The organism is Micromonospora sp. NBC_00898, from assembly GCF_045207895.1.
Classification (GTDB): domain Bacteria; phylum Actinomycetota; class Actinomycetes; order Mycobacteriales; family Micromonosporaceae; genus Micromonospora.
This window is the reverse complement of record NZ_CP108775.1, coordinates 1,452,033-1,476,106: the sequence shown is the minus strand read 5'-3', so window position 1 is coordinate 1,476,106 and position 24,074 is coordinate 1,452,033. Positions and strand designations below refer to the sequence as shown.

At 69.8% G+C, this 24,074-nt stretch carries 25 protein-coding genes and 3 pseudogenes; 13 read left to right on the top strand and 15 right to left on the bottom strand.

The window, feature by feature from the left end; all coding sequences use genetic code 11:
- Positions 1–75: 75 nt before the first annotated feature.
- The 4 genes from OG799_RS07030 to OG799_RS07015 are packed head-to-tail and all read left to right on the top strand — an operon-like array spanning position 76 to position 2,133.
- Positions 76–678, top strand: coding sequence for a rhodanese-like domain-containing protein (locus tag OG799_RS07030; protein ID WP_406044230.1), 603 nt, complete (start codon positions 76–78; stop codon positions 676–678).
- Complete coding sequence (locus OG799_RS07025) at positions 675–1,586, top strand: sulfite exporter TauE/SafE family protein (RefSeq protein WP_406044228.1); 912 nt, start codon at positions 675–677, stop codon at positions 1,584–1,586. The genes OG799_RS07030 and OG799_RS07025 overlap by 4 nt, the downstream gene beginning before the upstream one ends.
- Entirely contained in the window at positions 1,573–1,695 is a 123-nt protein-coding gene (locus tag OG799_RS07020; RefSeq protein ID WP_406044226.1) for a hypothetical protein, read from the top strand. Before OG799_RS07025 ends, OG799_RS07020 begins: the two co-directional genes overlap by 14 nt.
- 12 nt (positions 1,696–1,707) lie before the next feature.
- Positions 1,708–2,133, top strand: a complete 426-nt coding sequence (locus tag OG799_RS07015; protein ID WP_406044224.1) for a class I SAM-dependent methyltransferase — start codon at positions 1,708–1,710, stop codon at positions 2,131–2,133.
- Positions 2,134–2,155: 22 nt separating this feature from the next.
- On the opposite strand, the gene OG799_RS07010 is transcribed toward OG799_RS07015, so the two are convergent.
- The gene (locus OG799_RS07010; RefSeq protein WP_406046226.1) at positions 2,156–3,160 is read right to left on the bottom strand and encodes a zinc-binding dehydrogenase; all 1,005 of its coding nucleotides are present in this window, start codon (positions 3,158–3,160) and stop codon (positions 2,156–2,158) included.
- A gap of 170 nt (positions 3,161–3,330) precedes the next feature.
- Between OG799_RS07010 and OG799_RS07005 the strand changes: the two genes are divergently transcribed.
- The 4 genes from OG799_RS07005 to OG799_RS06990 all read left to right on the top strand — a co-directional run bounded on the left by OG799_RS07005 (position 3,331) and on the right by OG799_RS06990 (position 6,695).
- Positions 3,331–4,044, top strand: a complete 714-nt coding sequence (locus OG799_RS07005; RefSeq protein ID WP_406044222.1) for a spermidine synthase — start codon at positions 3,331–3,333, stop codon at positions 4,042–4,044.
- Between the two features lie 107 nt (positions 4,045–4,151).
- Positions 4,152–4,361, top strand: coding sequence for a hypothetical protein (locus OG799_RS07000; RefSeq protein WP_406044220.1), 210 nt, complete (start codon positions 4,152–4,154; stop codon positions 4,359–4,361).
- Between the two features lie 64 nt (positions 4,362–4,425).
- Positions 4,426–6,102, top strand: a complete 1,677-nt coding sequence (locus OG799_RS06995) for a long-chain-fatty-acid--CoA ligase (RefSeq protein WP_406044218.1) — start codon at positions 4,426–4,428, stop codon at positions 6,100–6,102.
- Between the two features lie 98 nt (positions 6,103–6,200).
- Entirely contained in the window at positions 6,201–6,695 is a 495-nt protein-coding gene (locus OG799_RS06990) for a DinB family protein (RefSeq protein ID WP_406044216.1), read from the top strand.
- Positions 6,696–6,720: 25 nt separating this feature from the next.
- Here OG799_RS06990 and OG799_RS06985 read toward each other — a convergent pair whose 3' ends face one another.
- The 3 genes from OG799_RS06985 to OG799_RS06975 are packed head-to-tail and all read right to left on the bottom strand — an operon-like array spanning position 6,721 to position 7,285.
- On the bottom strand, positions 6,721–6,894 hold the full coding sequence (locus tag OG799_RS06985; RefSeq protein ID WP_406044214.1) for a hypothetical protein: 174 nt from the start codon (positions 6,892–6,894) through the stop codon (positions 6,721–6,723).
- Positions 6,891–7,109, bottom strand: a complete 219-nt coding sequence (locus tag OG799_RS06980; RefSeq protein WP_406044212.1) for a hypothetical protein — start codon at positions 7,107–7,109, stop codon at positions 6,891–6,893. The genes OG799_RS06985 and OG799_RS06980 overlap by 4 nt, the downstream gene beginning before the upstream one ends.
- Positions 7,106–7,285 (bottom strand): hypothetical protein, encoded by a 180-nt coding sequence (locus OG799_RS06975; RefSeq protein WP_406044210.1) that lies wholly within the window; start codon positions 7,283–7,285, stop codon positions 7,106–7,108. The genes OG799_RS06980 and OG799_RS06975 overlap by 4 nt, the downstream gene beginning before the upstream one ends.
- A gap of 508 nt (positions 7,286–7,793) precedes the next feature.
- On the opposite strand from OG799_RS06975, the pseudogene OG799_RS06970 reads away from it, so the two are divergent.
- Positions 7,794–8,345 (top strand): annotated as a pseudogene (locus tag OG799_RS06970) (transcriptional regulator); the annotation flags it as partial.
- A gap of 188 nt (positions 8,346–8,533) precedes the next feature.
- Here OG799_RS06970 and OG799_RS06965 read toward each other — a convergent pair.
- Positions 8,534–9,910, bottom strand: coding sequence for a permease prefix domain 1-containing protein (locus OG799_RS06965; protein WP_406044208.1), 1,377 nt, complete (start codon positions 9,908–9,910; stop codon positions 8,534–8,536).
- The gene (locus OG799_RS06960; protein WP_109801855.1) at positions 9,907–10,281 is read right to left on the bottom strand and encodes a PadR family transcriptional regulator; all 375 of its coding nucleotides are present in this window, start codon (positions 10,279–10,281) and stop codon (positions 9,907–9,909) included. The genes OG799_RS06965 and OG799_RS06960 overlap by 4 nt, the downstream gene beginning before the upstream one ends.
- Positions 10,282–10,582: 301 nt before the next feature.
- Here OG799_RS06960 and OG799_RS06955 point away from each other — a divergent pair, with 301 nt between their 5' ends.
- Positions 10,583–10,927: a HEAT repeat domain-containing protein gene (locus OG799_RS06955; protein ID WP_406044205.1), complete on the top strand. Its 345-nt coding sequence runs from the start codon at positions 10,583–10,585 to the stop codon at positions 10,925–10,927.
- 140 nt (positions 10,928–11,067) lie between these two features.
- On the top strand, positions 11,068–11,334 hold the full coding sequence (locus OG799_RS06950) for a hypothetical protein (protein ID WP_406044203.1): 267 nt from the start codon (positions 11,068–11,070) through the stop codon (positions 11,332–11,334).
- A 315-nt stretch (positions 11,335–11,649) separates the two neighbouring features.
- Here the strand turns inward: OG799_RS06950 and OG799_RS06945 are convergent, their stop codons facing one another.
- From OG799_RS06945 to OG799_RS06935, 3 genes and pseudogenes are all read right to left on the bottom strand, one after another.
- Positions 11,650–12,924, bottom strand: a complete 1,275-nt coding sequence (locus OG799_RS06945) for an MFS transporter (RefSeq protein WP_406044201.1) — start codon at positions 12,922–12,924, stop codon at positions 11,650–11,652.
- A 463-nt stretch (positions 12,925–13,387) separates the two neighbouring features.
- Positions 13,388–14,594 (bottom strand): annotated as a pseudogene (locus OG799_RS06940) (IS3 family transposase).
- Positions 14,595–15,205: 611 nt separating this feature from the next.
- Positions 15,206–15,613, bottom strand: a complete 408-nt coding sequence (locus tag OG799_RS06935) for an MmcQ/YjbR family DNA-binding protein (RefSeq protein ID WP_406044199.1) — start codon at positions 15,611–15,613, stop codon at positions 15,206–15,208.
- A gap of 869 nt (positions 15,614–16,482) precedes the next feature.
- Between OG799_RS06935 and OG799_RS06930 the strand changes: the two genes are divergently transcribed.
- Positions 16,483–17,898 (top strand): hypothetical protein, encoded by a 1,416-nt coding sequence (locus OG799_RS06930; protein WP_406044197.1) that lies wholly within the window; start codon positions 16,483–16,485, stop codon positions 17,896–17,898.
- A gap of 225 nt (positions 17,899–18,123) precedes the next feature.
- Positions 18,124–18,390 (top strand): hypothetical protein, encoded by a 267-nt coding sequence (locus OG799_RS06925; protein WP_406044195.1) that lies wholly within the window; start codon positions 18,124–18,126, stop codon positions 18,388–18,390.
- 237 nt (positions 18,391–18,627) lie between these two features.
- Here the strand turns inward: OG799_RS06925 and OG799_RS06920 are convergent.
- The 6 genes and pseudogenes from OG799_RS06920 to OG799_RS06895 form a co-directional block, all read right to left on the bottom strand.
- Positions 18,628–19,014 (bottom strand): annotated as a pseudogene (locus OG799_RS06920) (IS21 family transposase); the annotation flags it as partial.
- Positions 19,015–19,042: 28 nt separating this feature from the next.
- Positions 19,043–19,492: an iron chaperone gene (locus tag OG799_RS06915; protein WP_406044193.1), complete on the bottom strand. Its 450-nt coding sequence runs from the start codon at positions 19,490–19,492 to the stop codon at positions 19,043–19,045.
- Between the two features lie 264 nt (positions 19,493–19,756).
- Positions 19,757–20,653, bottom strand: coding sequence for a hypothetical protein (locus tag OG799_RS06910; RefSeq protein WP_406044191.1), 897 nt, complete (start codon positions 20,651–20,653; stop codon positions 19,757–19,759).
- Positions 20,654–20,881: 228 nt separating this feature from the next.
- A complete protein-coding gene (locus tag OG799_RS06905) occupies positions 20,882–21,679 on the bottom strand; it encodes a methyltransferase domain-containing protein (protein ID WP_406044189.1) in 798 nt (265 codons plus the stop codon).
- Between the two features lie 300 nt (positions 21,680–21,979).
- Positions 21,980–23,794 carry an acyl-CoA dehydrogenase gene (locus OG799_RS06900; protein ID WP_406044187.1) on the bottom strand — a complete coding sequence of 605 codons (1,815 nt, stop codon included), beginning with the start codon at positions 23,792–23,794 and terminating at the stop codon, positions 21,980–21,982.
- A 23-nt stretch (positions 23,795–23,817) separates the two neighbouring features.
- Positions 23,818–24,009 (bottom strand): hypothetical protein, encoded by a 192-nt coding sequence (locus tag OG799_RS06895; protein ID WP_406044185.1) that lies wholly within the window; start codon positions 24,007–24,009, stop codon positions 23,818–23,820.
- Between the last annotated feature and the right edge of the window lie 65 nt (positions 24,010–24,074).

Here is a 24,074-nt window from a genome sequence, read left to right as displayed (position 1 = left end):
GCCGGCGCACCTCCGCGCCGGCCGGCGCCCCCACCCTGCCGCCCATCGGGGCGGTTCGTCCCCGAACGAGGAGAGATGAGTACTTCAGAAAACCGTACGGCAACCCTGGACGCCACGAGCCTGCGCGAGCTGATCGACTCCGGGCGGGCGCCCCGCCTGCTCGACGTGCGCACCCCGGCCGAGTTCGAGACGTCCCACATCCCCGGCGCCTACAACGTCCCGCTGGACCTGCTCCGGGAGCACCGGGCGGAGCTGCGCCACCACCTGGACGAGGACGTGGTGCTGATCTGCCGCTCCGGCGCCCGCGCCAGCCAGGCCGGACAGGCCCTCGCCGGGGTCGGATTGCCGAACCTCAAGGTCCTCGACGGCGGCATGCTGGCCTGGCAGGCCGTCAACGCGCCGGTCAAGCACGGCGCACCCCGCTGGGACCTGGAACGGCAGGTCCGCCTGGTCGCCGGCTCGATCGTCCTGGTCAGCATCCTGGCCTCGATCTTCGTACCCGGCCTCAAGTGGGTCGCCGGGTTCATCGGCGCCGGCCTCACCTTCGCCGCGGTGACCAACACCTGCGCGATGGGTATGCTGCTCGGCAAGCTGCCGTACAACCGGGGCGCGAGCTGCGACCTGGACACCATCGTCGGCCAGCTCCGGGAGGGCCCGACCGCGGGCAGCCGCTCATGACCGGCGCCCTGGCGCTGACCGTCGGGTTGGCCGTACTCATCGGGGTGAGCCTCGGCCTGCTCGGCGGCGGCGGATCCATCCTCGCCGTACCCCTGCTGGTGTACGTCGCCGGACTGTCGGCCCAGGAGGCCATCGCCACCTCGCTGCTCGTCGTCGGGGTGACCGGCGCCGTCGCGCTCGTGCCGCACGCCCGGGCGGGCCGGGTCCGCTGGCGCACCGGCCTGCTGTTCGGGCTGGCCGGCATGGCCGGCGCGTACGGCGGCGGCCGGCTCGCCACCTTCATTCCGGCGGCGGTGCTGCTCACCGCGTTCGCCGTGATGATGCTCGGCACCGCCGTCAAGATGCTGCGCGGTCGTCGGGCCTGCGCCGACGAGCCGACACCGCGGGAGCTTTCCGTGGCCCGCGCGCTGGCCGCGGGGGTCGCGGTCGGCCTGCTCTCCGGCCTCGTCGGCGCTGGCGGCGGGTTCCTCGTCGTTCCCGCGCTGACCCTGGTCGGGGGCCTGCCCATGCCCGCCGCGGTCGGCACCTCGCTGCTGGTCATCGCCATGCAGACCCTCGCCGGCTTCACCGGCCACCTGTCCAGCGTCTCCATCGACTGGAGCCTGGCCGCCGCCGTCACGGCCGCGGCGACCCTCGGCAGCCTCGCCGGTGGCCGGCTCGCCGGGCGGATCCCCGCCGACCTGCTGCGCCGGGCGTTCGGCTGGTTCGTCGTGGTGATGGGCGTCTTCGTCCTCGCCCAGCAACTCCCCGCCGACGTGGGACTGGGGCTGGCCGCGGTGGCGGCGCTCGCGGTGGCCGGTACGGTCGCGGTGGCGGTGGTGCGACACCGCCAGAAGGAGAGACACAGTGGACAGCAGCGACTGGGACACCCGGTACGCCAACACGCCAGGTCTGGTGTGGAGCGGTGAACCCAACCGTTTCGTCGTCGAGTCGGTCACCGGGCTGACCCCCGGCAGCGCGCTCGACCTGGCCGCCGGGGAGGGACGCAACGCGGTCTGGCTGGCCGAGCAGGGTTGACGGGTCACCGCGGTGGACTTCTCGCCGGTGGCCGTCGAGCGGGGCCGCGAGGTGGCCGCCGCGCGGGGCGTACCGGTCGAGTGGCGGGTCGCCGACGTGACCGCGTACCGGCCGGTGCCGGGCAGCTACGACCTGGTCCTGATCAGCTACCTGCACCTGCCCGCGGCGGAGCTCGCCCGGGTGCTCGCCGCCGCCCGGAGCGCGCTGCGCCCGGGCGGCACGATCGTCGTCATCGGCCACGACCGGGCGAACCTCGACGGCGGGACGGGTGGCCCGCAGGATCCGGCGATCCTGCTCACCCCCGAGGCGGTCGTCGACGGGCTGGCCGGGTTGCGGATCCAGCGGGCCGAGACCGCCCGCCGGCCGGTGCCCACCGACGACGGCGGCAGCGTGGACGCCCTCGACACGGTGGTCGTCGCGGCCCGCCCCGTCGGCTGATCCGGCACCGCCGGCCGACCGGTCAGGGACGCAGGATGAGCCGGATCGGGTTGCCCGCCTTGTCGTGGACCCGGCGCACCGCCTCGGCGGCCTCGGCCAGCGGCAGCACGTCGCTGACCGAGGCGGTCAGGTCGAGCCGGCCCTGAGCGGCGAGCGTCACCAGCTGATCGACGTGCTCCGCCTCCGAGCCGTAGTGGCCGAGCACGGCCTGCCGAAGGTAGTTGAACCTGCTGTCCGAGGCGATGGTGACCGGCTGGCTGGCGATGCCGGCGAGCACCAGCCGGCCGCGCCGGCCGAGCACGGTCAGAGCCTGCTCGCGTACGGGGGTGACGCCGGCGAAGTCGAACGCGACGTCGAGGCCGCGGGCGTCGGTCAGCTCCAGCACGGCGTCCTTGAAGCCGTCGTCCCTCGGATCCAGGGCCACGTCGGCGCCGAGCGTCAACGCCCGGTCCCGGGCCGCCGGCAGCGGGTCCACCGCGATGATCGGCGCCGCCCCCACCAGCAGGAGCAGCTGCACGGCGTGCGCGCCGAGGCCGCCGACGCCCCACACCCCGACCGCCTCCCCCGGCCGGGTCCGTGCGGTGTCGGTAACCGCCGCCCATGGGGTGGAGACCGCGTCGGGGATGATGCAGGCCTGCTCGAACGGCAGCGCGTCCGGAATCTGCACCAGGGTGTCCTCCCTGGCCAGCGCATACTCGGCCCAGCCGCCGTCGTAGTCGACGCCTCGGGTGAGCACGGTGCCGCGCCGGTCCCGCTCCCCCGCCTGCAGTAGCACCCGCTGGCCCGGCTGCCACCACTCGACTCCGTCGCCCAGCGCGTCGACGGTCCCGGCCACCTCGTGGCCGAGGGTCACCACGTCGCCGGGCAGGTACAGCGGGGTGAGCGTGCCGTCGATCAGGTGCACGTCCGACAGGCACACCCCGGCGGCGGCGACCTTGATCCGGACCTGCCCGCGACCCGGCTCGGGCACCGGCACCGACTCCATCCGCAACGCCCGCCCGGCCACGTGCAACCGTCCGGCCAGCATCTCCGCCACAATGCTCCCCTTCCGCCGACGTCTTCGACCGGGTGGCTTACCCGGGGCGGGGCGCGGAATGCCGACGGCGGCGGGAAAAGCCCGGCGCGGCCCGGATCGTCCGGCGCCGGGCCGACGGGCCGGTAACATCCGGTGACGGAAACCGGCGGAGAGGACCACCCGTGGGCGCGCGATTCGAAGAACTGGCCTGGCGGGAGACCCCGATCGGCGAGATCAGCCTGCGCCGGCGCCGCGACCCGGCGCTCGACGTCGACGTGTACGAGGTGAAGCTCGACGACGAGTTCCTGATGTCCAGCCTCTTTCCGGTCGCGGAGATCGAGCTCGCCCGGCTCGGGCTGGCCACGCTGGCCGGCGAGGCCCTGGACGTGGTGGTGGGCGGGCTCGGCCTCGGCTACACGGCGCGGACCGCCCTCGAAGACCCGCGGGTGCGCTCGCTGGTGGTGGTGGAGGCCATCGAGGACGTGATCGACTGGCACCGTCGGGACCTGCTGCCGTTCACCGCCGGGCTGGCCACCGATCCGCGGACCCGGTTCGTCCGGGCCGACTTCTTCGCCGCCGTCGCCGACGGGACCGGGTTCGACCCCGACGCGCCGGGTCGCCGGTTCCACGCCGTGCTGCTCGACGTCGACCACTCGCCGCGCCAGGTGCTGCATCCCAGCCACGCGGACTTCTACACGGTGCCGGGGCTGCGCCGGCTCGCCGCGCTCCTGCACCGCGACGGGGTCTTCGCGCTGTGGTCGAACGACCCGCCCGACCCGGCGTTCCAGCGGGTGCTGACCGAGGTCTTCCCGACCTCGGTGGCGCACGTCGTGCGCTTCCCCAATCCGCTGCAGGCCCGGGAGTCGGCGAACACCGTCTACGTCGCCCGGCACTGAGCCGCGGCCGGCCCGTTCCGGGCGGGGGCATGTCGGGACCCGGAACGGGAACCCGGGCCGGGCCCGGCCGTCCGCCGTGCGACGGCATCTCGGCACGGGAGGTGGACATGCGGACCGTGCTCTGGGTCGGCGGCGTCGTCGCGGGCGCGCTCATCCTGCTGGGACTGCTCCTGGAGGCGGTCCGCTGGCTGGTGATCATCGGCATCATCGCGCTGGTCGTCGTGGTCGTCCTGGCGTTCGTGCGCGGCCGGCAGGCGCTGGATCGACCGGCCCGTCGCCGACCAGGAACGGCGGGCCACAGACCTACGGGACCGTAGGTTACCGGGTAGTTAAGTTAAGCTGGGCGTGGCGGCACCCCCACCCCCAGCGAGGAGACCGGCGATGGACGCGACCGCGGAGCGGCCCTGGACTCGCAGCTACGCCCCCGGCGTGCCGGCGGACATCGCCGAGCCGGCCGACTCCCTGGTCGACCTGCTGCGCGCCGCCGCCCACCGGTTCGGCCCCCGGGTGGCGCTGGACTTCTTCGGCGCCACCACCAGCTACGCCGAACTGGACGCCCAGGTCGCCCGCGCGGCCGAGGCGCTGCGCCGGCTCGGCGTGGAACGCGGCGACCGGGTGGCCCTGGTGCTGCCCAACTGCCCGCAGCACGTGGTCGCCTTCTACGCCGTGCTCCGGCTCGGCGCGGTGGTCGTCGAGCACAACCCGCTCTACACCGCGCAGGAGCTGGAGCACCAGCTCACCGACCACGGCGCCCGGGTGGCCGTGGTGTGGGACAAGATCGCCCCGCTGGTCAGGGGGCGGGGCGCGGTGCGGACCGTCGTCGCGGTCGACCTGACCCGGGCGCTGCCCCCGCTCAAGCGCCTCGCCCTGCGGCTGCCGCTGCGCAAGGCCCGCGCCGCCCGCGCCGCGATGACCGCGCCGGCGCCCGGCACCCTGGCCTGGTCGCTGCTGCTCGCCGCCGCCACCCCGCTGGCCGCCGACCACCCCGCCCCGACCGCGGCGGACACCGCGCTGCTGCAGTACACCGGCGGCACCACCGGCACGCCGAAGGGCGCCATCCTCACCCACCGCAACCTGCGGGCCAACGCGGCGCAGGGCCGCGCGTGGGTGCCGGGCCTGCGCGACGGCGAGGAGACGGTGTACGCCGTGCTGCCGCTCTTCCACGCGTACGGGCTGACGCTCTGCCTGACCTTCTCGGTGAGCATCGGCGCCACGCTGGTGCTCTTCCCCCGGTTCGACCTCGACCAGGTCCTCGACGCGGTCCGCCGCCGCCCGCCGACCTTCCTGCCCGCGGTCCCGCCGATCTACGAGCGGCTCGCCACCGCCGCCCGCGACCGCGGCGTCGACCTGACCTCCGTCCGGTACGCCATCTCCGGCGCGATGGCCCTGCCGCCGGCCACGGTGGAGCTGTGGGAGTCGGTCACCGGCGGCCTGCTGGTCGAGGGGTACGGCATGACCGAGACCTCGCCGATCACGCTCGGCAACCCGGTCTCCCCCGCGCGCCGCCCCGGCACCGTCGGCGTGCCGTTCCCCTCCACCGGGATCCGGATCGTCGACCCGGAGGACCCGTCCCGGGACCGCGCCCCCGGTGAGGCCGGCGAGCTGCTGGTCCGCGGGCCGCAGGTGTTCGCCGGCTACTGGGAGCGGCCGGAGGAGACGGGGCAGATGCTGCTGCCGGACGGCTGGCTGCGCACCGGCGACATCGTGACGATGGACCAGGACGGCTTCGTGACCGTGGTGGACCGGATCAAGGAGCTGATCATCACCGGCGGCTTCAACGTCTACCCGTCCGAGGTGGAGGACGCGCTGCGCCGGGTCCCCGGCGTCCGGGACGCCGCCGCCGTCGGAATGCCGGGCGGGCAGGGCGGTGAGGAGGTGGTCGCCGCGGTGGTCCTGGACCCGGACGCCGACCCGGAGGGCGTCCGGTCCGCGTGCCGGAAGCACCTCGCCGGCTACAAGGTGCCCCGCCGGGTCGTGGTGGTGGAGGAGCTGCCCCGCTCCCAGATCGGCAAGGTCCTCCGCCGTGAGGTCCGCGACAAGCTGCTCGCCGAGCGCTGAGCGCCGTTCGCCGCTTACCTCCGGGCGGGTAGCGGTCCGGAAACGCATCGCCTGTTCGTCATCCTGCTGACCGGCACCGTCGGACGGGAGGACGCCACATGCCACACACGGACACCGGGCTTCTGCTGGCCCAGCTCGATGCCCAGCGCGAGCACGTGCTGGGCATCCTGGACGGCCTGGACGACGACGCGCTCCGGCGGCCGGTCCTGCCGTCGGGTTGGAGCTGCCTCGGCCTGGTCCGGCACCTCGCGGTGGACGTCGAGCGGTTCTGGTTCCACTGCGTCGTCGCCGGGTACCGGGAGACGATCGCCGGGCTGGGCGGGAACGCCTGGCAGGTCGGCCCGGACGTGCCGGCCGCGACGGTGCTCGACCTGTACCGGCGGGAGATCGACCGGGCGAACGCCGTCCTCGCCGCCACCCCGCTGGACGCCGCATCGGCCTGGTGGCCCACCGAACAGTTCGGGGACTGGCGGCTCGGCAGCGTGCACGCGGTCGTCCTGCACGTGCTCACCGAGACCGCCTGCCACGCCGGCCACCTCGACGCGACGCGCGAACTCATCGACGGCCGGACCTGGCTCGTCCTGCCCACCTGAGCCCGGCGGCCAAAGCCGAGCCGCATCAGACCAGGCGCTGGATGCGGACCTTCGGGCGCTCGTTGCGCAGGTGGTCCCACATGTGCTGGCGGACCTGCTCGTCCCAGACCGCCTGGGCGTAGTCCGGGTCGGGCGGGATCCACTTGTGCGAGCCGTCGCTGTAGTGGAACTTCTCGTTGCCCGGTCGCAGGATGCTCACCGCAGCCAGCCGAGGAAGCGCCGGTGCAGCGTGCCGGCGGGCGCCCAGGTCAGATCCTCCGTGGCGCGGACGAGCTGCGCACCCAGGTAGAGCGCCAGGGAGACGGGGGCGTCCGCGTACTCCGCCCGCAGCTCCCGCCGCCGGGTCGCGCACGGCCACGGCGCGCCGCAGCCGCCGCAGGTCCAGATCGGCAGCACCGGCCCGTGGGTGGTCACGCGCGAACCCCCAGGAAGCGCGCGGTGATCGCCCGGGCCTGCCGGCTGGTCACCCACTCCACCTGCCAGCACGGGTACGGAGTCAGCCGCGACCACCACGCCCGGCAACCGACACACACCCCGTCGAGGCCTCGCAGATGCGCGGCCAGAATCCGCCGCTCGTCGTCGTTGTTCACTGGTCCTGCTGATTTGGCCAGTGGCCGCGGTTGATCGGGATGCGATGTCGGCTGCGGCACGGCAGATCCGCTCCACATCGGCAGACCCAGCTCCACTTCCGCCAAGACCACGACGGGCGGTGCCGCCGCGCCAGCGTTATCGCGACGGCGCTCAGGTACTGGTCGTAGGAGACTCGCCGCCACGGTGGCGTCCTCTCCCGCATGCGCAACTCCTCCGTCGGCAGCACGACATGACCGGCCCTAACCACGGGACCGGATCTGGAACGTTCGGTAACTGCGACGCTACGATCACGGCGACGGTCGTTGGACTCACCAGCGGTACGAGTGAGCAGGCCAGGGGTCCCGTGAAGAGGGCGTCTCCGGCGGGAACGTCGACCACCGGTCAACGTAGGGATGTCGGATGACAGGTCGCGGACGATCAGCACCGCAGCGCGGCGAGATAACCGGTTATCTCCTGAAGCTGATTCGGGAATCCATCCCGCTCACCCAGGAGTAGCTCGCCTTTCAACTGGGCGTCGATCGCGTCACCGTGCAAAGCTGGGAGTCAGGACGCCGGCCTTTCACGGCCGTACCGTTCGGCCAGACAATCGCGACCCGCCAGCGACTCGGACGACTCGGACGACTCGGAGCGAACACAACCCTGCTCGCCGCCCTCGACGACGCCGCCGAGGCGGACTTCATTCTCACCGCGGTCCTTGACGAGCAGATCGAACGGACCGACGTGGCCGAGCAGCCGCTCGGCTGGTCAGTGCTGACCCACCGCCTGACCGACCTGGTCCTCTGGGGCGTTCTCGGGCGGACCCCCACCTTCGTCAGGAGCCTGCCCACACCCCACCAGCGACGGGGCCCGGTGGCCACCGCGCCGCTCCTGCCCGCCGACCAGCGACGCGCCTTCTTCGCACCCCTTCACGTGCTTGCTGAGCGTTCCGGCAACGAGCGTCACCCGAACGTCTTGCTGCACCGGCAAGCCTGCTTCCTCGCCGGCATGGACCCCACCGGGGCGTCCGCAGCCTGGCTCGCAGAGGGCAACGGCACACCCTTCGCTAGAGCTTTCGCCACGGGTCAGAGGCATCTCAAGCCGCTGATAGCGCACACGGCTCTGCCGATGAGGGCACCTGCGGAGGACCAGCCGTGTTTCCTGCGCACGATTGGGCCGGACGCGCGTGTTTGGCACCCAAGCGATGCGGCAGGCCTGTCACACCGATGGGCGGGTCGTCGACGTCGCCGTCATGGGGTGGACCTTCTCGGTCAGACATAGCTGAACAACGGAGGGAAGAGGAGGACCACGATCCAGGCCCACACGGCGTACACGGGTAGGTAGGCGGTCTGCCAGCGCTCGAGCGCCGCGAACGGTGTGCGCCGCCGGATGAACCTCAGCAACAGCCACGCCGAGTAGGCGAGGTTGGCCAGCAGGATGACGTTCTCGCCGAGCGCGGCAGCCCTGTTGGGTGTGGTGCCGTACTCGTCGGTGATGCGTCCGGTGATCGCAAGCAGTACCAGTACGTCGATGGCCAACGCGCTGACCACGAGAGCGAGCTGAAGTTTGTCGAACAGGCCGGTCGGGGCCAGCGGATCGCGGGCTGAGATCGAGTAGAGCAGTAGCCCCAGCACCACGACCAGCAGGAGGTCGAACAGGATCAGCGCTTCGCGCTCCACGTTGATGCCATGGCTGGTCCAGACGACGGCGACGAGGAAGGCCAGCAGTGCTGCCGTGAACAGCGGAGTGAATAGCCGCGTGAGCACCGGGGCGATATTTTCGACCACGCTCTGCTTGGCCTCGACCAGCCACCCGGCCACGACAGCCCCGGCCACGGCGCCGCAGGGAAGGAGCCACTGCGAGATGAACTCCTGCGGGATGATCCCGATGGCATTGAAGGTGTGGAACAGGAACAAGCTGAGCACACCGCCGCCGAGGGCGATGAGGATGAAGTAGATGAACCACTCGCCGGTGAAGCGGATGAAGTCCATGCGTCGGCGCGAGGAGCGCCAGTCGTCGGCAACGTAGGCCAGACCCACCACAAGCCACAGGGCGATGGGGAGGTGGATGCTGGTGAGGACCAGCGACTTTGACTCCTCGGCCAGGGGGTAGGCGTTGGCCGCCACCGCACCGAGCCCGAACAGCGCCACCAGTGTCCCGATCAGCGGGCGTCGGGCCTGTCGGCGCCAGGCCAGGAAGACCGCCAGCCAGGGCAGAGCGAACAGGGTGAAGTTCCGCGCGTAGAACGCGCCGTCGTCCGCCAACCTCAACCCGAACAGCTCCGGCACCTTGATGGACACCGCCGCGCCCGCCCCGCAGAGGACCATCGCCCACATGTCCCGCCGTGAGCGCGTGTCCGCCGCCGGGCTGTCAGGGTCGCCGGTCAGCACCAACTGCTTCCACAATCGTTCCGAATGCTCCCGGGCGAACTCGCGCGACAGTTCGTCGAGGCTGCCCATCCGCTTCACCGCGACGAGGAACGCCTCGTCCGGGCTCAGGCCTGCAGCTATGAGCTCGTCGACGGATCCGCGGAGATGGTCTTCGAGTTCGTCGACGTCGGACGGCTGCAGTTCCCTGCGGCGGAGCACGTAGCGACGCCACTGCTCGAACTGCGCCTCCAACTCCTCCTGACCCTCCCGCGCCGTCATGCCCGGCACCCCAGCGGGATCGCCGTCAGCGGCCTGCGGTCGCCGAGGCCGAGCCAGATCTCCTTGAGCGCGTCGGTGACCGTGTCCCACTGGCGGCGTTGCTCGGCCAACTCAGCCAGGCCCTTGTCAGTGATGCGGTAGTACTTGCGCCGCCGCTCGCCGGCTACCGACTGCCAGCTCGACTCCGAATAGCCGAGGCGCTCAAGCCGGTGCAGCAACGGGTAGAGCAGCCCCTCGGTCCAGTCCAGCTCGCCACCGGACAGCTCGTTGATCCGCCTGAGGATGGCGTAGCCGTAGCTCTCCCCCTCGGCCAGGATGCCGAGCACCATCGGTGTCGCCGAGGCGGCCACCAGATCCTTGGCGACCTTCACGAGAACTCACCCCGTTCCATACCCTAGAAGTATTGTGCATAGTACTGCTAGGTATTGTGTGGCACAACGGCCCGGTCATGCGTCCGTGGCGGCGGTACCCGCGATCCCGCCGCAGCCAGATGACCTCTCATAGCCGCGATGAGGTTGGTCATGCCAATGACAGGACGTCGCATCCGTCGAGGGCCAGGGGGACAATCGGGCCGTGACGGTCCGCTCGCATTGGAGTCTCACTCCCCGCCAGAGCGTCGAGGCAGAGTGCACTCGTCGGGGACGTCACGCGGTGGTAGCGGGATGTGTCCAGTTGATCACCGGCGCCGATACCAATGCTGCCTTGATCGTGGCATTGGGCGGTCTACACGCACGCCGGCTCCTTGCTGGTCATCTTGCCACCGACCAGCGGTACTGGCTGCGGGTGTGGGCAGTCCGGGGTCTGTTGTGGGCGTGGGACGACAGCGCCCTGGACGGGGTGCGCGTGGCACTGAGAGATCCGGCGTGGCGGGTGCGGGAGATGGCGGCGAAGGTTGTGGCTCGACACCTCCTCGGTGATCTGCTTCCGGCCGTGGCCGAGCTTCGAGACGATCCGCTACCGAGGGTTCGCGCGGCCGCTACCCGGGCGGTCGCCGCGCTCACCAGTGCTGGTGCCTGAGTCGGGAATCGGCGCCACGATCATGCCGCCGTAAACATCCTCAACTGCCGCTGGTCGGGCGTTGCGGCGCTCGGTCGTGCCGATGGGCGTGGGGCTTGTGCTCAGAAGAAGACGCCGGCCGGCCCGTGGACAATGTTCGGATGGAGTTGCGCCCCGAGCTCTGCCCGCCGGTGGTCGGACCACAGCGCATCGCAGAGCTGTGTACCGCCATCGAGACCATCGCGGGGCTGCTTGAACGCGGCGAGTCGGCCGACGCAGCGATCGCCGGGTTCAACGCCGAAACCGGCCATGACTACACCGCCGATTACTTCCTCACCTACTGGAAGTCTCGCAACTCGAGGACTTCGCGCTCGAGGCCGCCCGACCCGCATGGCCGAAGGTCGCGAACGTCACCCGCGACGAGCTGATCGAGATCGTCCCCCGGATACAGGCAGTCGATGACGACACCGACTACTACGTTCTGCTGCTGGAGACCAACGTCCTGCACCCACGAGTCACCGATTTGATCTTCTGGCCGCCACCGGAGCTGGTCAACGCGTCACCCGAGACCATCGTCGACGCGGCATTGGCCTACCGACCCATCGGTTTGTGACAGCGTGCCGCGGCGCGCGCTCATGCCGCCGACCGGGCGCTACGCAGTGTCACCACAACCGGATCAAGCCGGCGCCCGGTCGTGCCGAGATCCGTGCGTTCCGAGGTTGGGGTGGAACCGGACATCTGGCCTAGACGATCTTCGGATTTGACTTGCGTAGGGTCACGGCCGTGATAGCGGTGATAACGGCGGTGATGACCGTAAGTGAATAGAACGCGTTGGCGATGTTCGTGTGATCTGCAAGTGTGGCGACCAGTACGGTGATCACAGCACTCAGGCCGAGGCCGGCCGCGTTGGTGGCGCCGAAGACCTGGCCGGCCCTCCGCTCGGGCACGCTGGCCAGCAGCAGGCTACGGGTTGCCACCCGGGCCAGCCCGACCAGAGCGCCGGCGATGGGGATGCCCGCCAGAAGAACGGACAGATGCAGCGGCTCCACGGCCACGATGACCGCACAGCCGACGATGCCGATGACGGCGATGCGAAGATGGCCGAACCTGGCGGGAAGCCGGGGGTAGAGGGCGGCGGCGGTCACGAACCCGACCCCGGCCAGTGCGTCCACCAGCCCGTAGATACCCGCGCCCTGGTGGAAGCCTTGGTACACCAAGACGATCAAGACGGTGTTGCCGACCATGGTCAACACCGTGCAGGTGGCGTAGAGAAGGCCGAGGCGCAGCAGCGGTGCGGCGGTGCGACCGGTCGGCGTGCCGTTGCCGATGGCCGCCGGCTGGGCACGCTCGGCGCGGGCAGGGCCCCGGCCGATCAGATACATGGCCAGGGCCGAGACGAGGAAGGTGGCGCCGTTGAAGAGGAACAGCGGCGTGGGCCCGAACAGGTGGATGGCGAATCCGCCCACCGCTGCGGAGAGCAAATTTCCGGCCTGCAAGGCGATCTCGTAGTGCGCGCTGAACCGTACGAGGCGATCCGGGGCGACCCGCTCCTTCATCAGGGCGTTGCTTGCTGGCATGAACATCGCGGCCAGCGCGGCGAGCGCGAAACTGACCAGGTAGGCCACAGGTGTGGTTGCCCCGCCCAGCAGCAGCCAGACCGGCAGCACTAATGCCGCCAGGGCGCTGGCCACATCCGCGATCAGGCAGAGCGTCCGCCGGTCGTAACGGTCGGCGATCCGCCCGAACACCAGCGACAGCAACGCCGGTGGCACGGACGCCGCGATGAACAGCCACCCCACCGACAGTGCGCTGCCCGCGGTAGTGAAGACCAGGATCGCGGAGGCGACGAGCTGGATGCCGTTGCCCAGGCTCGTGACAAAGGTAGCCGGCAGGAGCAGTCGCTCGACTCGACCCCCCGTCGGTGGCGTAGCCAACGGTTCGACTAGCGGCACGCGAGAATCGATCGATGCGGTCCGGGCCCCAAGCATCTGCGTGGGCGGGGTGGTGGCGGTGGTCATGTGCACAGCCTCCGGGAACTTCCCTGACAGGCTGCGTCAGTGAAGTTGGGTGGCCTCGACCACACCAGGCGAGTTCGCCGCGACCACGCCTACCAGCCCCATCCCCACCAGGCTGACCAATCCCGCTGCCGCCATCCCGATAGCGAGCCCACATCGCAGAGAGCGTCCCCACGTGACGCGGTGAAGCGTTCGACCATGCCGCGTTCCGCGCGCACAATGTCGCGGTGCGCGCGTTCGGTCGCGCACTCAACTGCCGCGAACCGCGCGCTACGGCCTGTTACGGCAGCGGATCGCCTCGGCGGCGGGTCGTGCCGATGCGCGAAAGACGGTCATCCTCGATGACGACGTTCGTAGGCACGGATAACTCGAAGCGTGGGAGCCGCGCTCTCTGACGTGCGCAGCCGATCGGTCAGAAGGAAATCGGGCAAGGTGGGGGCTTGACCCCTGATCCTGGACACGGGGTTTATGCGGCGGGGGCCAGCGTAGCCGGTGCTGGCCGGGTGTTCTTCTCGTAGGTGATCGGGGATTGCTGTCGGAGCCGGGAGTGGCGGCGGACGGTGTTGTAGCGGTGCATCCAGCGGAACGCGGTCAGCCGTGCTTCGCGTTCGTCGGTGAAGGCGCGGCGGCCCTGGAGGGTCTCGCGTTTGAAGGTGGCGTTGAACGACTCCGCGGCGGCGTTGTCGGCGGAGCTACCGACCGCGCTCATCGACTGCCGGACCCCCGCCGTGGTGCAGGCCTCGGCGAAGGCCCGAGAGGTGTATTGGGCTCCGTGATCGGTGTGCATGATCGCCCCGTGGAGGCTGCCTCGGGTGCGCTGCGCGGCGTGGAGGGCGTCGATGACCAGGTCGGTGCGCATGTGGTCGGCGATCGCCCAGCCGGCGAGGCGCCGGGAGTGCAGGTCGAGGACGGTGGCCAGGTAGAGGAAGCCGCGGTCACCGACCGGCAGGTGATGTCGCCGACGTAGCGCTGGTTCGGCGCGGGGGCGGTGAAGTCCCGGCCGATCAGATCCGGGGCCTTCGCCGCGGCCGGGTCCGGCACCGTCGTACGAGTTCGCCGGCGCAGTCGTAGACCCTGCACACCGAAGCGGCGCATCACCCGCGCGACCCGCTTCCGGTTGACCCGCAGTCCGGCATCGTGCAGCTCAGCAGTGATCCTCGGCGCCCCGTAAGTGCCGTCATGCTCGACGTGCACCGCCCGAATCCGGCCCACGAGAGCGACATCCCTGGCCTCTCGTGCCGCCCTGGCCGACGCCGTGGACCGCCAGTAGTAGTAGCTCGACCGGGACAACCCGATGATCTGACACAACCGCTTCACGCCATAGCGCTGCTGATGGTCGGCGACGAACTGGAAGCGGTTCACCAGCGCGTCTCCCCGGCGAAATACCGGGCCGCCTTCCGCAGAATGTCCCGCTCCTCCTCCAACTCCCGGATCCGCCGCCGCAACTGCGCGTTCTCGTCCTCCACCAAACCGGACACCTGCGAGCCCGCCACGGAGGCCGCCGACCCGGCGGTTGCGCCCCTGCGTCGATCATCGGCGCGGACCCAACTACGCAACGTCTCCCGATTGACCCCGAGATCGTCAGCGATCTGCGCGATCGTCGCCCCCGGCCGAGACCGGTACAACGCGACCGCGTCGGCCTTGAACTCCGCGGGGTAGTGCTTGTTCACCATCTGTCAGGGACTCCTGATCTCCCCGGACCATCACGATCCAAGGCTCAAGTGTCCAGGACCAGGGGGCAACTCCCGTGAACCCGGCCGCATGCTCGTGCTCGGACAGCACGAACGTTCCGCCCTGCTTCTCAGGCTGCCACCCGTGCTTCAGGGCGTAGCTGATGACGGCTCGTACGTCGGCCGATGCCGGATAGGCGCCGTCGGTCGCGCATGCCCCCCACGGTGCCGGCCAGGCGACCGACAGCAGATCCGCCTGGAGTGCCTGGCTCGTCTTCCCACCGCCCCAGACCCGCAGGCGAATGCACCGGTGGCAATTACCGCTGCCCTGCACGTGATGAATCGCCGCGCGCCATCACGAAGGTCCGCGCATCGATTCGCAGCTGCCGCAGTCGAGTCCGCACGTGGGTCACCTCGCGGTCGATCTTTCCCGATCCGCGGATGCCAGCCAACGTATTTGCCCGTGACACGTGCCGCCGATCGGGTTGCCATGGTGTGCACGCTCATGGCCGCGGAGCGTGCGGGACGTGCGACCTTGCTGCGGCTGGCGCAGACGGCGATCGAGCAGCCTTCCGCAGGCTCCGCCTGCGGCATAGGGGGAGCGCTACCTCGACCTACTGATCGGCTCTGCTCAGATGTGGGTTCAACGAGTCGGTGCCGTCATCGAGGTCACCGACGAGTGAGTCCGGGGCACGCATGCGCCACGCGTCGGTGACGAGCTCCTTCAGACGATCGACGCTCACCTGCGTCAACCGCAGCATGACGAGGGGCAACCCGTCATACGGGGGCGTGGTGAAGAAAACCTCGGGCTCGCCGAGGAGTAACGCCTGCTTCTCCGCTTCGTCGCCCACGTATAGCACCGCGATATCGGTCCGGATGCGGCGCGACGTACCGGGTCTGCGCTCGGGGTAGGACCAGATGAACCCTTTGTCGGCGACCCGGAAGTCGAAGCCGTCACTGTCGATCTCGACCACGTGAGGCAGCGCCAGCGCCAGCTGACGGACATCGTCGGCGTCAGCCATCGAGGTCGCTCCAGGACACCGCCGCCTGCATCCGTACACCCTAACCACGGTGTCGCTCCGCCGGCTCACAGGAGTCGACAGCGAGACGACCGGCCGGTAGCGACAGAGCCACCTGCGGGCGGTTCTTCTGCCGCCGGCGGAGCTTCACGTCCCACCCAGGCTGCCGGCCGGGCAGGAGGACCGGGGAGCGGGATGGGAGCAGACGGGTGCACCAAACGGCAGTCAACTGCACCCAACGGCACCGAACAGCACTCAACGGCACCCGCACCCACCTGCGCTTCTGCGGTTCCGCAGGTCAGAGTCGGTGCGGCGTCCTGCTTCACACGGAGTGCTCAGCCGTATTGGGCAGCAGTCGACAGCGCTCTAGGTCGCCTGGTAGGGGGTATCCGCAGGTCGGGCCGGTAAGGAGCCCCCGGACTGCTTGGCCTTGCAGGTGGGTGCAGATTGGGTGCAGCTTGGCGAAGTGGTCACCGCGTCCTAAGTGCTACCCCGACCCCACAGCGAAGAGCGCCCTGACCTGCGACGATGTGGGCGAGCGCGTCGGTGTGACCTCCCAGAGAAGACCGAAGTGGTCAACCGGCGGCGCCACGGGTTGAACTCAACCCGGCGATCAACCTTGCGGGCCTCGGCGACTCACCCGTCAAAGCATTCAATCGACGCGCATCTTTGCGATGTGCCATCTCAATGTCGGCGCTCGTTGATGTTGCTTGTTGCGCTCTTTGTGCCGCCGTTCCCCGCCGTTGGTTACCTGGTCAGTCCCGATCGATAGATATATCGGTGGGTAGCTGCTGTTTGCGAGCGGCGACCCTGTCCCCTGGTGGGATCTCTGCCCGCTCGCGCTGCCCTACATCTACGTCGGAAGGGAACTGATGCGATTCGTTCACCTGCTGGCCGCGCCGATCGCGGCCGCGACCGCGCTGGCCGGCCTGGCCGTGCCGGCCCAGGCGCAGTCCGCCACGGGCACCGCCACCGGGGTTCCACACGCCGCCGTCCGCCGCGACCACCCGGACGTGCGGGTTCCCGTGATCGTGCGGACTTCGGGCGAGGGGGTCGTCGACTTGAACGTGGCAGCCCCGGGCACCGACTGGTCGACTGCGGGCGCCGAGTCGGCGGTCGTCTCCATCTCGCTCGATGACCGGTACGTCACCGATCTCGTCGCGTCCGGCGACCAGCCGCTGCACCGGCAGCTCGCGCTTGGGCACCTCGGTGCCGGAGTGCACCAGCTGCGCCTGCACTTTGCGGCGGAGCGCTCCGCCGCCGCGAGCACGTCCGTCCTGCTGGACGGCCTGCGCGTATCCACGTACGCGCCGGACACCTCGGAGTACCTTGTGCTCCGGTACGCGCCGGTGGTCTACGGCCGAAACCTCGCGGCTCTCGGCAGCCCCTACCAGAACGGGACCACCGACACGCCGCTCATCGCCTGGCACGAGATCGCCCCGGCCGCTACCGCGGGCCACAAGCTGCTCACGTACTCGGTGGTGTGGAGCAACGAGGACGGCGGGACCAACTCGCCCGCGCTGATGGCCCGCTGGGGTCGTACGACGGACGTCGAGTGGATCTACTCGGTGGAGGTCGATGAAAGCGGCAACCGGGTCGCGGGCAGCGACATCTACCAGGCGCCGAACCACCAGACGCTGCACTTCTCGGGCCGGTACGAGGACGACCACGCCCTCCTGCAGACCTGCACCTCGAACAACAACATGTGCGACGTCGTAGACGACCCGATGCGGTTCTTCTTGTCGACCCTGCAGAGCCTGCCCACCGGCAAGGCGCGCGAGTACCTCATGGACACGAATCCCTGGACGTACCAGATCATGGCCAAGGAGATGCTCCGCGAGGGCAAGATCGAGCCGGCCTCAACTGCGGCGGCACTCACGCCGAACGTGAGCGACCAGCGCAACTACCTGTACGCCGTGGTCGACAAGACCACTCTGCCGGCCAACTCGGGGTCGAACTGGGTCGGGGCTTCGCTCGGCGTTCGCCTCGTCAACGGCCAGACCGTCTACCTGTCGCACCACGTCGACCCCACCTGGTCGATCCAGCGCGACATCCCGGCGGCCACCACCGTCGAACTGCCCGCGGGCACCACGACCGACGACATCGCCGAGGTGAGTGTCCACCGGGTCGTGGTCGGTGCCGACAACGGCGCGGCTGTGCACGTGACCGGAATCCAGCGTGGCTTCTTCCTGGGCCAGGACTACCTGCCCCAGGCGTCCTTCCTAACCTGGAACGGCGACGTCGTCCTCGATCCGACCACCACCTCTCAGGTGATCTGGCGGCGTTGAGCCGAGTGTTGACGGGGGGCGTCGGCCGTTGGTCGGCGCCCCCGTTGATCCGACCGGCCTGAGGACACCGGCGGATAGCGACGCGACGCCAGCTTTGACCTCCCCGAGCACTGCCTCCACGCCACCCGCCGCCTCCACCCCGACCGGCGCCTACTCGCTGGTGAGATTGTGCCGCGCCGTGGTGGCCGAGACTGCTGTTGGTACCACGAGGGTGACTGGCACCGCGTGTCGGCTATCGCGATCCGGCTGGCTCTCAGCGTTCAGTCCGCCGGCGTCCCGTTCCATGACATCCCCGCTCACGTCCCACGGCGCGCCGTTGAGAAGCTGCACCTGAGCGGCTGGGAACGTAAAGCCCTGAATTCATTGCTGTGTGACCCTGTGAAGGTTACCGATGAACGGCGAGACGGGATTCTGGCATTTATTAACGGCCAGCACCGGGTGCAGGCGATGCTGGACGCACGGGTTCAGTGGACGCTGGTACAGCGCTACTAGGGTAGGCGCTCATCTCAGCGGACGACGAAGAGCGCCCTGACCTGCGTTGATGCAGGCGAGCGGGCGGGGCTAACCTGGCACTGATAGCCCTCGCCCGCCGCCGCGTCGACGTCCTCTGGACCCTGCTCCGCGATGACCGCGCCTTCCAACTTCAGCCGCCATCAGTGACCGCCCGCCTGACTCACCGAAGCGATGCAACTCGCTGGTCGGCTGGTCGCCGGGGCGTTGTCCTCACCACGGGGTCATCACCGCCGACAGCCACCGCGAATACCCCGACACCATCACCAGCACCGGAGGCCGACCAGTCTGCCCGAACCCCAACGGCACGTCCGCCGGCGGGAACCACAGGTCACACTGCGCCAGCTCACCCGGCAGATAGTCGGTGCGCTGGCCCGAGTCCGGGCGGCGGAACAACGGCCGCAGCTGCTGCACCCGATCGCAGAACACCGTCTTACCCCGGGTCCACCCGACCCGTTCCATGATCACCGTCGAGGGCATGTCCGGGAACTCCGCCAACAACGCCCGGATCTGCGGCTGCACCGCGTCAACGATCGAACCCTTCGCCGCCCGCCGATACCGCAGCGGCTCATCACTGGCCAGCGCCTTCTTCACGGTGTTGCGAGACGGCGGATTCGAGCGGTCGTGGCAACGGTCAGGAGATCGCAGCCGTCACCAGCTCGACGACCTTCTTCTCTACCACGGGGCTCCACTTCTGGAGCGCGTACGACACCGGCCACAGGTCCCCGTCGTCGAGGTTGGCCGCGTCCTGGAAGCCCAGGGTCGAGTACCGGTAGTTGAACTTGCCCGAGTCCTGGAAGAAGACGACGATCTTACCGTCCGCGTTCGCGTAGGCGGGCATCCCGTACCAGGTCTTTGGCGACAGCTCCGGGGCGGCAGCGGTCACCGTCACGTGCACGCGCTCGGCGAGCGCACGATCTTCCGGCGCCATCTCCGCGATCCTGTCGAGGACCGCCTGCAGCCCGTCGGCCTTCTTGGCGCCCTTCTTGCCCTCGGCCCGCAGCTCGGCGGCGCGCTCCTTCATCGCGGCACGCTCCTCAGGGCTGAAGCCATCGGACCCGGTCTTGGAATTCTTCGCGGACACTCTCGGGCTCCCTCTCGCCGTTCAAGGCTCGGCGTGATGCCGACTACCTGGGAGAAGGCTAAGCCCGACGACACCCTGGCGCTTCTCGAATCCTGATCGGATCGGAGGCCCAGACGAGGCGTTTGAGTAGCCCAATTTTCAGTGAGGGACCGTCCCGGATCTGCCGCCAATCGCGGGCGTTCGGTGCCGCCCTGTCGTGCCGGAGTGAGTGTGCGAAGCCGCGCTCGTCGGTCAGGTCATAGCCCCGCTGTGCGCCGACCAGCGTCAGTCCATTCGCTCGGCCCCGTATCCATTGCGCATCCGGAACTTCATCGGATCGGTCCCGGTCGCCGTCACGTGCGCGATCAGCAGTGACCTCAGCGATTCGGGAATGTCGACGCGCCGCGAACCAGCCCACTCAAGGGACGTGAACAGCTCTGCGGCACCGTCGAGTTGGCTCGGAGTCAACGATGCCGACGTTAGCGCGTCAAAGATCGACTCGGTTGGCTCGGTCAGCAGCATGCGCTGGGGCGCCAGCTCGTACCACGGCGTGCCACCCATCGTGGTCGTGTGGCGAGGCGGGAAGCCAGCCCAGGCCACCAGCATTCGGATGCGCTCGATGGCATTGGGGTATCGCCGGGCTACCAGGTCGGCGAGCCTTTCCTCCGCCCCGGTTTCTCGGTGCGACGCCGCCTCGGCGGCCTCGGAGAGGGCCGGCTTCGTGGCCTTCACCCACTGAACGCGCCGCGCCTCTTCCTCAGCCGCTTGACGGGCCAGCATCTGCTGGACCTTGCGCGATCCGGTCAAGCCTCGCTCAGCCAGCCAGTTGGTCAGGCCAGGGCCATCACGGAGGTCCGCATCGCAACTTCCCAGGCCTCTAACACTGGTCTGGTGGTGCAGCGTCCACCGTGCGATCTCGCGGCCGGCGGCATCCGACACGAGGATCGTCGGCCATCCCATGCACCGACAGCGATCTCCGGTGCCGCCGTCCACGACAGCCAGCAACCGGGTCAGCTCAGCAATCTCCTTGCCCGACACCACAATCCGAGCCGCGTCGGCCCGGTCGAGCTCGTCAACGGACGCCTCGGTGATCAGCACTTCAGCAGCCTCGGCCAGCACACGTTCCACCAGCGCTGTACTGGGAGCCTCGTCGCCGGTGCCGCTTGTTGGCGCGTCAGTCACAGCGGCGAGAGTACCGTCCGTTCGACAGCCAGGAACGCCCAGCGCGGTAGCGGCGGCTCAAGGCAAGTCCTGCGCCGATCGGCCAAACCTCTGACCGCGACGCCCTGATCTGCCGCTGTCCGCGCGTTGGTAGCGCTTGGCGCCGTGCGCTGTCATGTGCCGAGACGAGGATGTGGGGGCGGGACCCGTAGCAGTGTCGGTGGACGATCGTACGGATTTCCGCGCGGTTCACGCAGGTTTCCGGCCCCAGGCCGAGATCATGGGCGAGGTGGCGAGATCGAGAAGCCCCGCCGCGACGTTGTCGAGATGCCGGTCGACTGCTTCGTTGGTAGCCAGGCCGGCGGCGACCAGCCGGTCGCGGATCTGCGCCACGGTGGCCTGCTCCAGCAGGGTGCAGGCAGCGCCGGTCATCGGGTAGAAGGCGTCGGCTTCGACGTCGACGAGTCCCGCGCCGCGCAGCAACCGAGGCAACGTGCGCCCGTAGGACAGGTCGACCCCACGCTGAGCCATCAGCGTGCGGAAGTCGCGCTTGAGTTTGTTGGCCAACTGCTGGGCCGGACCCGACTCGTCCGGGCAGACCAGCGGCTGCATCATCGGGTCGGCCTCCTCCACCAGCAACCAGCCGCCGGGCCGCAGAGCCGAGATCATGGCGGCCAGCGCCGTGGCACGCTGTGGTACGTGCACCAGGACGAGGCGCGCGTGCACCAGGTCGAATCCATCCCCTGCCGGCGGCTCGACACCGACGTCGTGGCGGCGGACCTCGTAGCCGGCGTCGGCGACAGCGGTCATCCACGAGACGTTGATGTCGGTGGCAAGCACGTGCCCCGCCGGGCCGACGCGCGCGGCGAGCCAGGACGGCACGCTGGGGCCGCCAGCGCCGACTTCCCAACACCGCCAGCCTCTCGCGATGCCAAGCGCGTCGATGTGCCGGAACGTGGAAGGGTTGAACAGCGCCGCCAGGGCGCCAAAGCGAGTCCCTGCTTCCGCCTGCTGATTGTCGAGCAGATAACCGCTGTCATCGGCCACGTCCGCATCATCCCTCTCGCTGATGTCCAGGTTCCGCCACGCCGCGCGGAGCGTGTGGCCGACGAGCGGAGCAACGCGCTCAACTAGCCGCAGATCGAGCGTTCGGACAGCTATGTTGAAGCACTACTAACCACTCAGATATGGGCTTACGGTTCTGATGGCGGCGTCCGCAGAGCCTCCGTCTGACCCGGCAAAGGCTGCTCCCACTGAAGTTGACCGTCGATCGTTACTGGCCGTACGTACTCGGTCGGCTGAGTCAGGCCGCGCTGGCCGCTGGCCATCAGCACCCTTCGCTAGCGATCAAAACCAGCTCTCCTGGCTGTCCAGGGTGGTCCGGTCCAGGCTCTCCAACAGGTCGAACTGCGGCCCGGTACGCGGCAGCTCGTACCGGAAGAAGTACCGCGCAGCCTGCCGCTTCCCCGCGAGGAAGTCCCCCTCCGCCCCCTCCGCACTCCCCAACGCCTCCACCGCGAGCAACTGCTCCAGCCACATCCACGCGATCACCACGTGTCCGACCGCCTCCAGGTAGACGGAGGCGTTGGCCAGGGCCAATTCAGGATCACCGGTCCCCCACAGCCGCCGGGTCACCACCGCGATCCGGTCCACGGCCGCGCCGAGCTGACCGGCCAGCTCGGCTGCTTCCCCCTCGGTTTTCCAGGCCCGGGCGACCGTCGCGCGGATCGTCTCCAGCAGCAGCGCCAGCCCCGCGCCGCCCTGCATGGTGGCCTTGCGGCCGAGCAGGTCCAGCGCCTGGATGCCGTGGGTGCCCTCGTGGATCGGGTTCAGCCGGTTGTCCCGCCAGTGCTGCTCGACGTCGTAGTCGCGGGTGTAGCCGTACCCGCCGTGCACCTGGATGGCCAGGTCGTTGGCGGCCAGGCACCACTGCGACGGCCAGCTCTTGGCGATCGGGGTGAGCATGTCCAGCAGCAGGTGGGCGCGGCCGCGGTCGGCCTCGGCGGGGGCGGTCTTCTCCTCGTCGAGCAGCTGGCCACAGTAGAGGACCAGGGCGAGGGCGCCCTCGACATAGCTCTTCTGAGCCAGCAGCATCCGGCGCACGTCGGGGTGGGCGACGATCGGCACCTGCGGCGCGGTGGGGTCCTTGTCGGCGATCGGCCGGCCCTGCGGGCGCTGGCGGGCGTACGCGAGAGATTTCAGGTAGCCGGTGTAGCCGAGGGCGGTCGCGCCGGCGCCGACGCCGATCCGCGCCTCGTTCATCATGTGGAACATCTGCGCCAGCCCCTGGTGCGGCTGCCCGACCAGGTAGCCGACCGCCCCGCCCCGCCCGTACGGCCGGTGCACCCCCTCGCCGAAGTTGAGCAGGGTGTTGGTGGTGCCCCGGTAGCCCATCTTGTGGTTGAGGCCGACCAGCACCACGTCGTTGCGCGGCCCGAGCGCGCCGCCGGCGTCGAGGAGCACCTTGGGCACGATGAACAGGGAGATGCCCTTGACCCCGGGCGGGCCGCCGGGGATGCGGGCCAGCACCAGGTGGACGATGTTCTCGGCCAGCTCGTGGTCGCCCCCGGAGATCCACATCTTGGTGCCGACCAGCCGGTACGTCCCGTCGTCCTGCGGCTCGGCCCGCGTGGTGATGTCGGCCAGCGAGCTGCCGGCCTGCGGCTCGGACAGGCACATGGTGCCGAAGAACCGGCCCTCCACCATCGGGCGTACCCAGGTGTCGATCTGCTCGGCGCTGCCGTGGGTGAGCAGCAGGTTGGCGTTGCCCAGGGTGAGGAAGGGGTACGCGGCGGTACCGACGTTGGCCGCCTGGAACCACGCGAAGCAGGCGGCGGAGACGACGTGCGGCAGCTGCATCCCGCCGATCGACTCGTCCAGGCTGGCGGCCAGCAGCCCGGTCTGCGCGAAGACGTCGAGGGCGGCCTTGACCTGCGGGATGGTGTGCACCCGTCGTCCGTCGAAGGTGGGCTCGGTGCTGTCGGCAGCCCGATTGTGCGGGGCGAAGTGCTCTGCGGCCACCCGGGCGGCCAGGTCCAGCACGTCGTCGAAGGTCTCCCGGGAGTGCTCGGCGTAGCGGGGCCGCTCGGCCAACCGGGTCACATCCAGCCAGTCGTGCAGCAGGAACGCCAGATCCCGACGGGACAGCAGGGTGGACGACAAGAGGTCTCCTTCCGTCGGGCCGGTCAGCCGCGGCGCAGCCCCGCGACGGCCTCTCGCAGGTCATCCTGGCTGATCGGGCCGGCCGGCGCACCCTCCGTCGCCTCCCGCATCGCCTTGGCGAGCTGCACCCGGCGCAGCACCTCCCGGACGTCCGCGCCGGTGAGGCCGGGGGTGAGCGCGGCCAGCTCGGCGGCGTCGACGTCGGCGGCGAACATCCGGAATCCGGACCGATGCGGGGAGGCCACACTTTCCCTGAAGTTGCGCGGAGCGTGAACCGGAC

Bases quoted from the DNA above. Each gene is read 5' to 3' on its own strand.
- OG799_RS06895 (WP_406044185.1), bottom strand. From the start codon at position 24,009: ATGTTCGCCGCCGACGTCGACGCCGCCGAGCTGGCCGCGCTCACCCCC.
- OG799_RS06965 (WP_406044208.1), bottom strand. From the start codon at position 9,910: ATGACGGCGCGGGAGGGTCAGGAGGAGTTGGAGGCGCAGTTCGAGCAG.
- OG799_RS07025 (WP_406044228.1), top strand. From the start codon at position 675: ATGACCGGCGCCCTGGCGCTGACCGTCGGGTTGGCCGTACTCATCGGG.
- OG799_RS06945 (WP_406044201.1), bottom strand. From the start codon at position 12,924: ATGACCACCGCCACCACCCCGCCCACGCAGATGCTTGGGGCCCGGACC.
- OG799_RS06930 (WP_406044197.1), top strand. From the start codon at position 16,483: ATGCGATTCGTTCACCTGCTGGCCGCGCCGATCGCGGCCGCGACCGCG.
- OG799_RS06990 (WP_406044216.1), top strand. From the start codon at position 6,201: ATGCCACACACGGACACCGGGCTTCTGCTGGCCCAGCTCGATGCCCAG.
- OG799_RS06935 (WP_406044199.1), bottom strand. From the start codon at position 15,613: ATGGCTGACGCCGACGATGTCCGTCAGCTGGCGCTGGCGCTGCCTCAC.
- OG799_RS07010 (WP_406046226.1), bottom strand. From the start codon at position 3,160: ATGCTGGCCGGACGGTTGCACGTGGCCGGGCGGGCGTTGCGGATGGAG.
- OG799_RS06995 (WP_406044218.1), top strand. From the start codon at position 4,426: ATGGACGCGACCGCGGAGCGGCCCTGGACTCGCAGCTACGCCCCCGGC.
- OG799_RS07000 (WP_406044220.1), top strand. From the start codon at position 4,152: ATGCGGACCGTGCTCTGGGTCGGCGGCGTCGTCGCGGGCGCGCTCATC.
- OG799_RS07030 (WP_406044230.1), top strand. From the start codon at position 76: ATGAGTACTTCAGAAAACCGTACGGCAACCCTGGACGCCACGAGCCTG.
- OG799_RS06950 (WP_406044203.1), top strand. From the start codon at position 11,068: ATGGAGTTGCGCCCCGAGCTCTGCCCGCCGGTGGTCGGACCACAGCGC.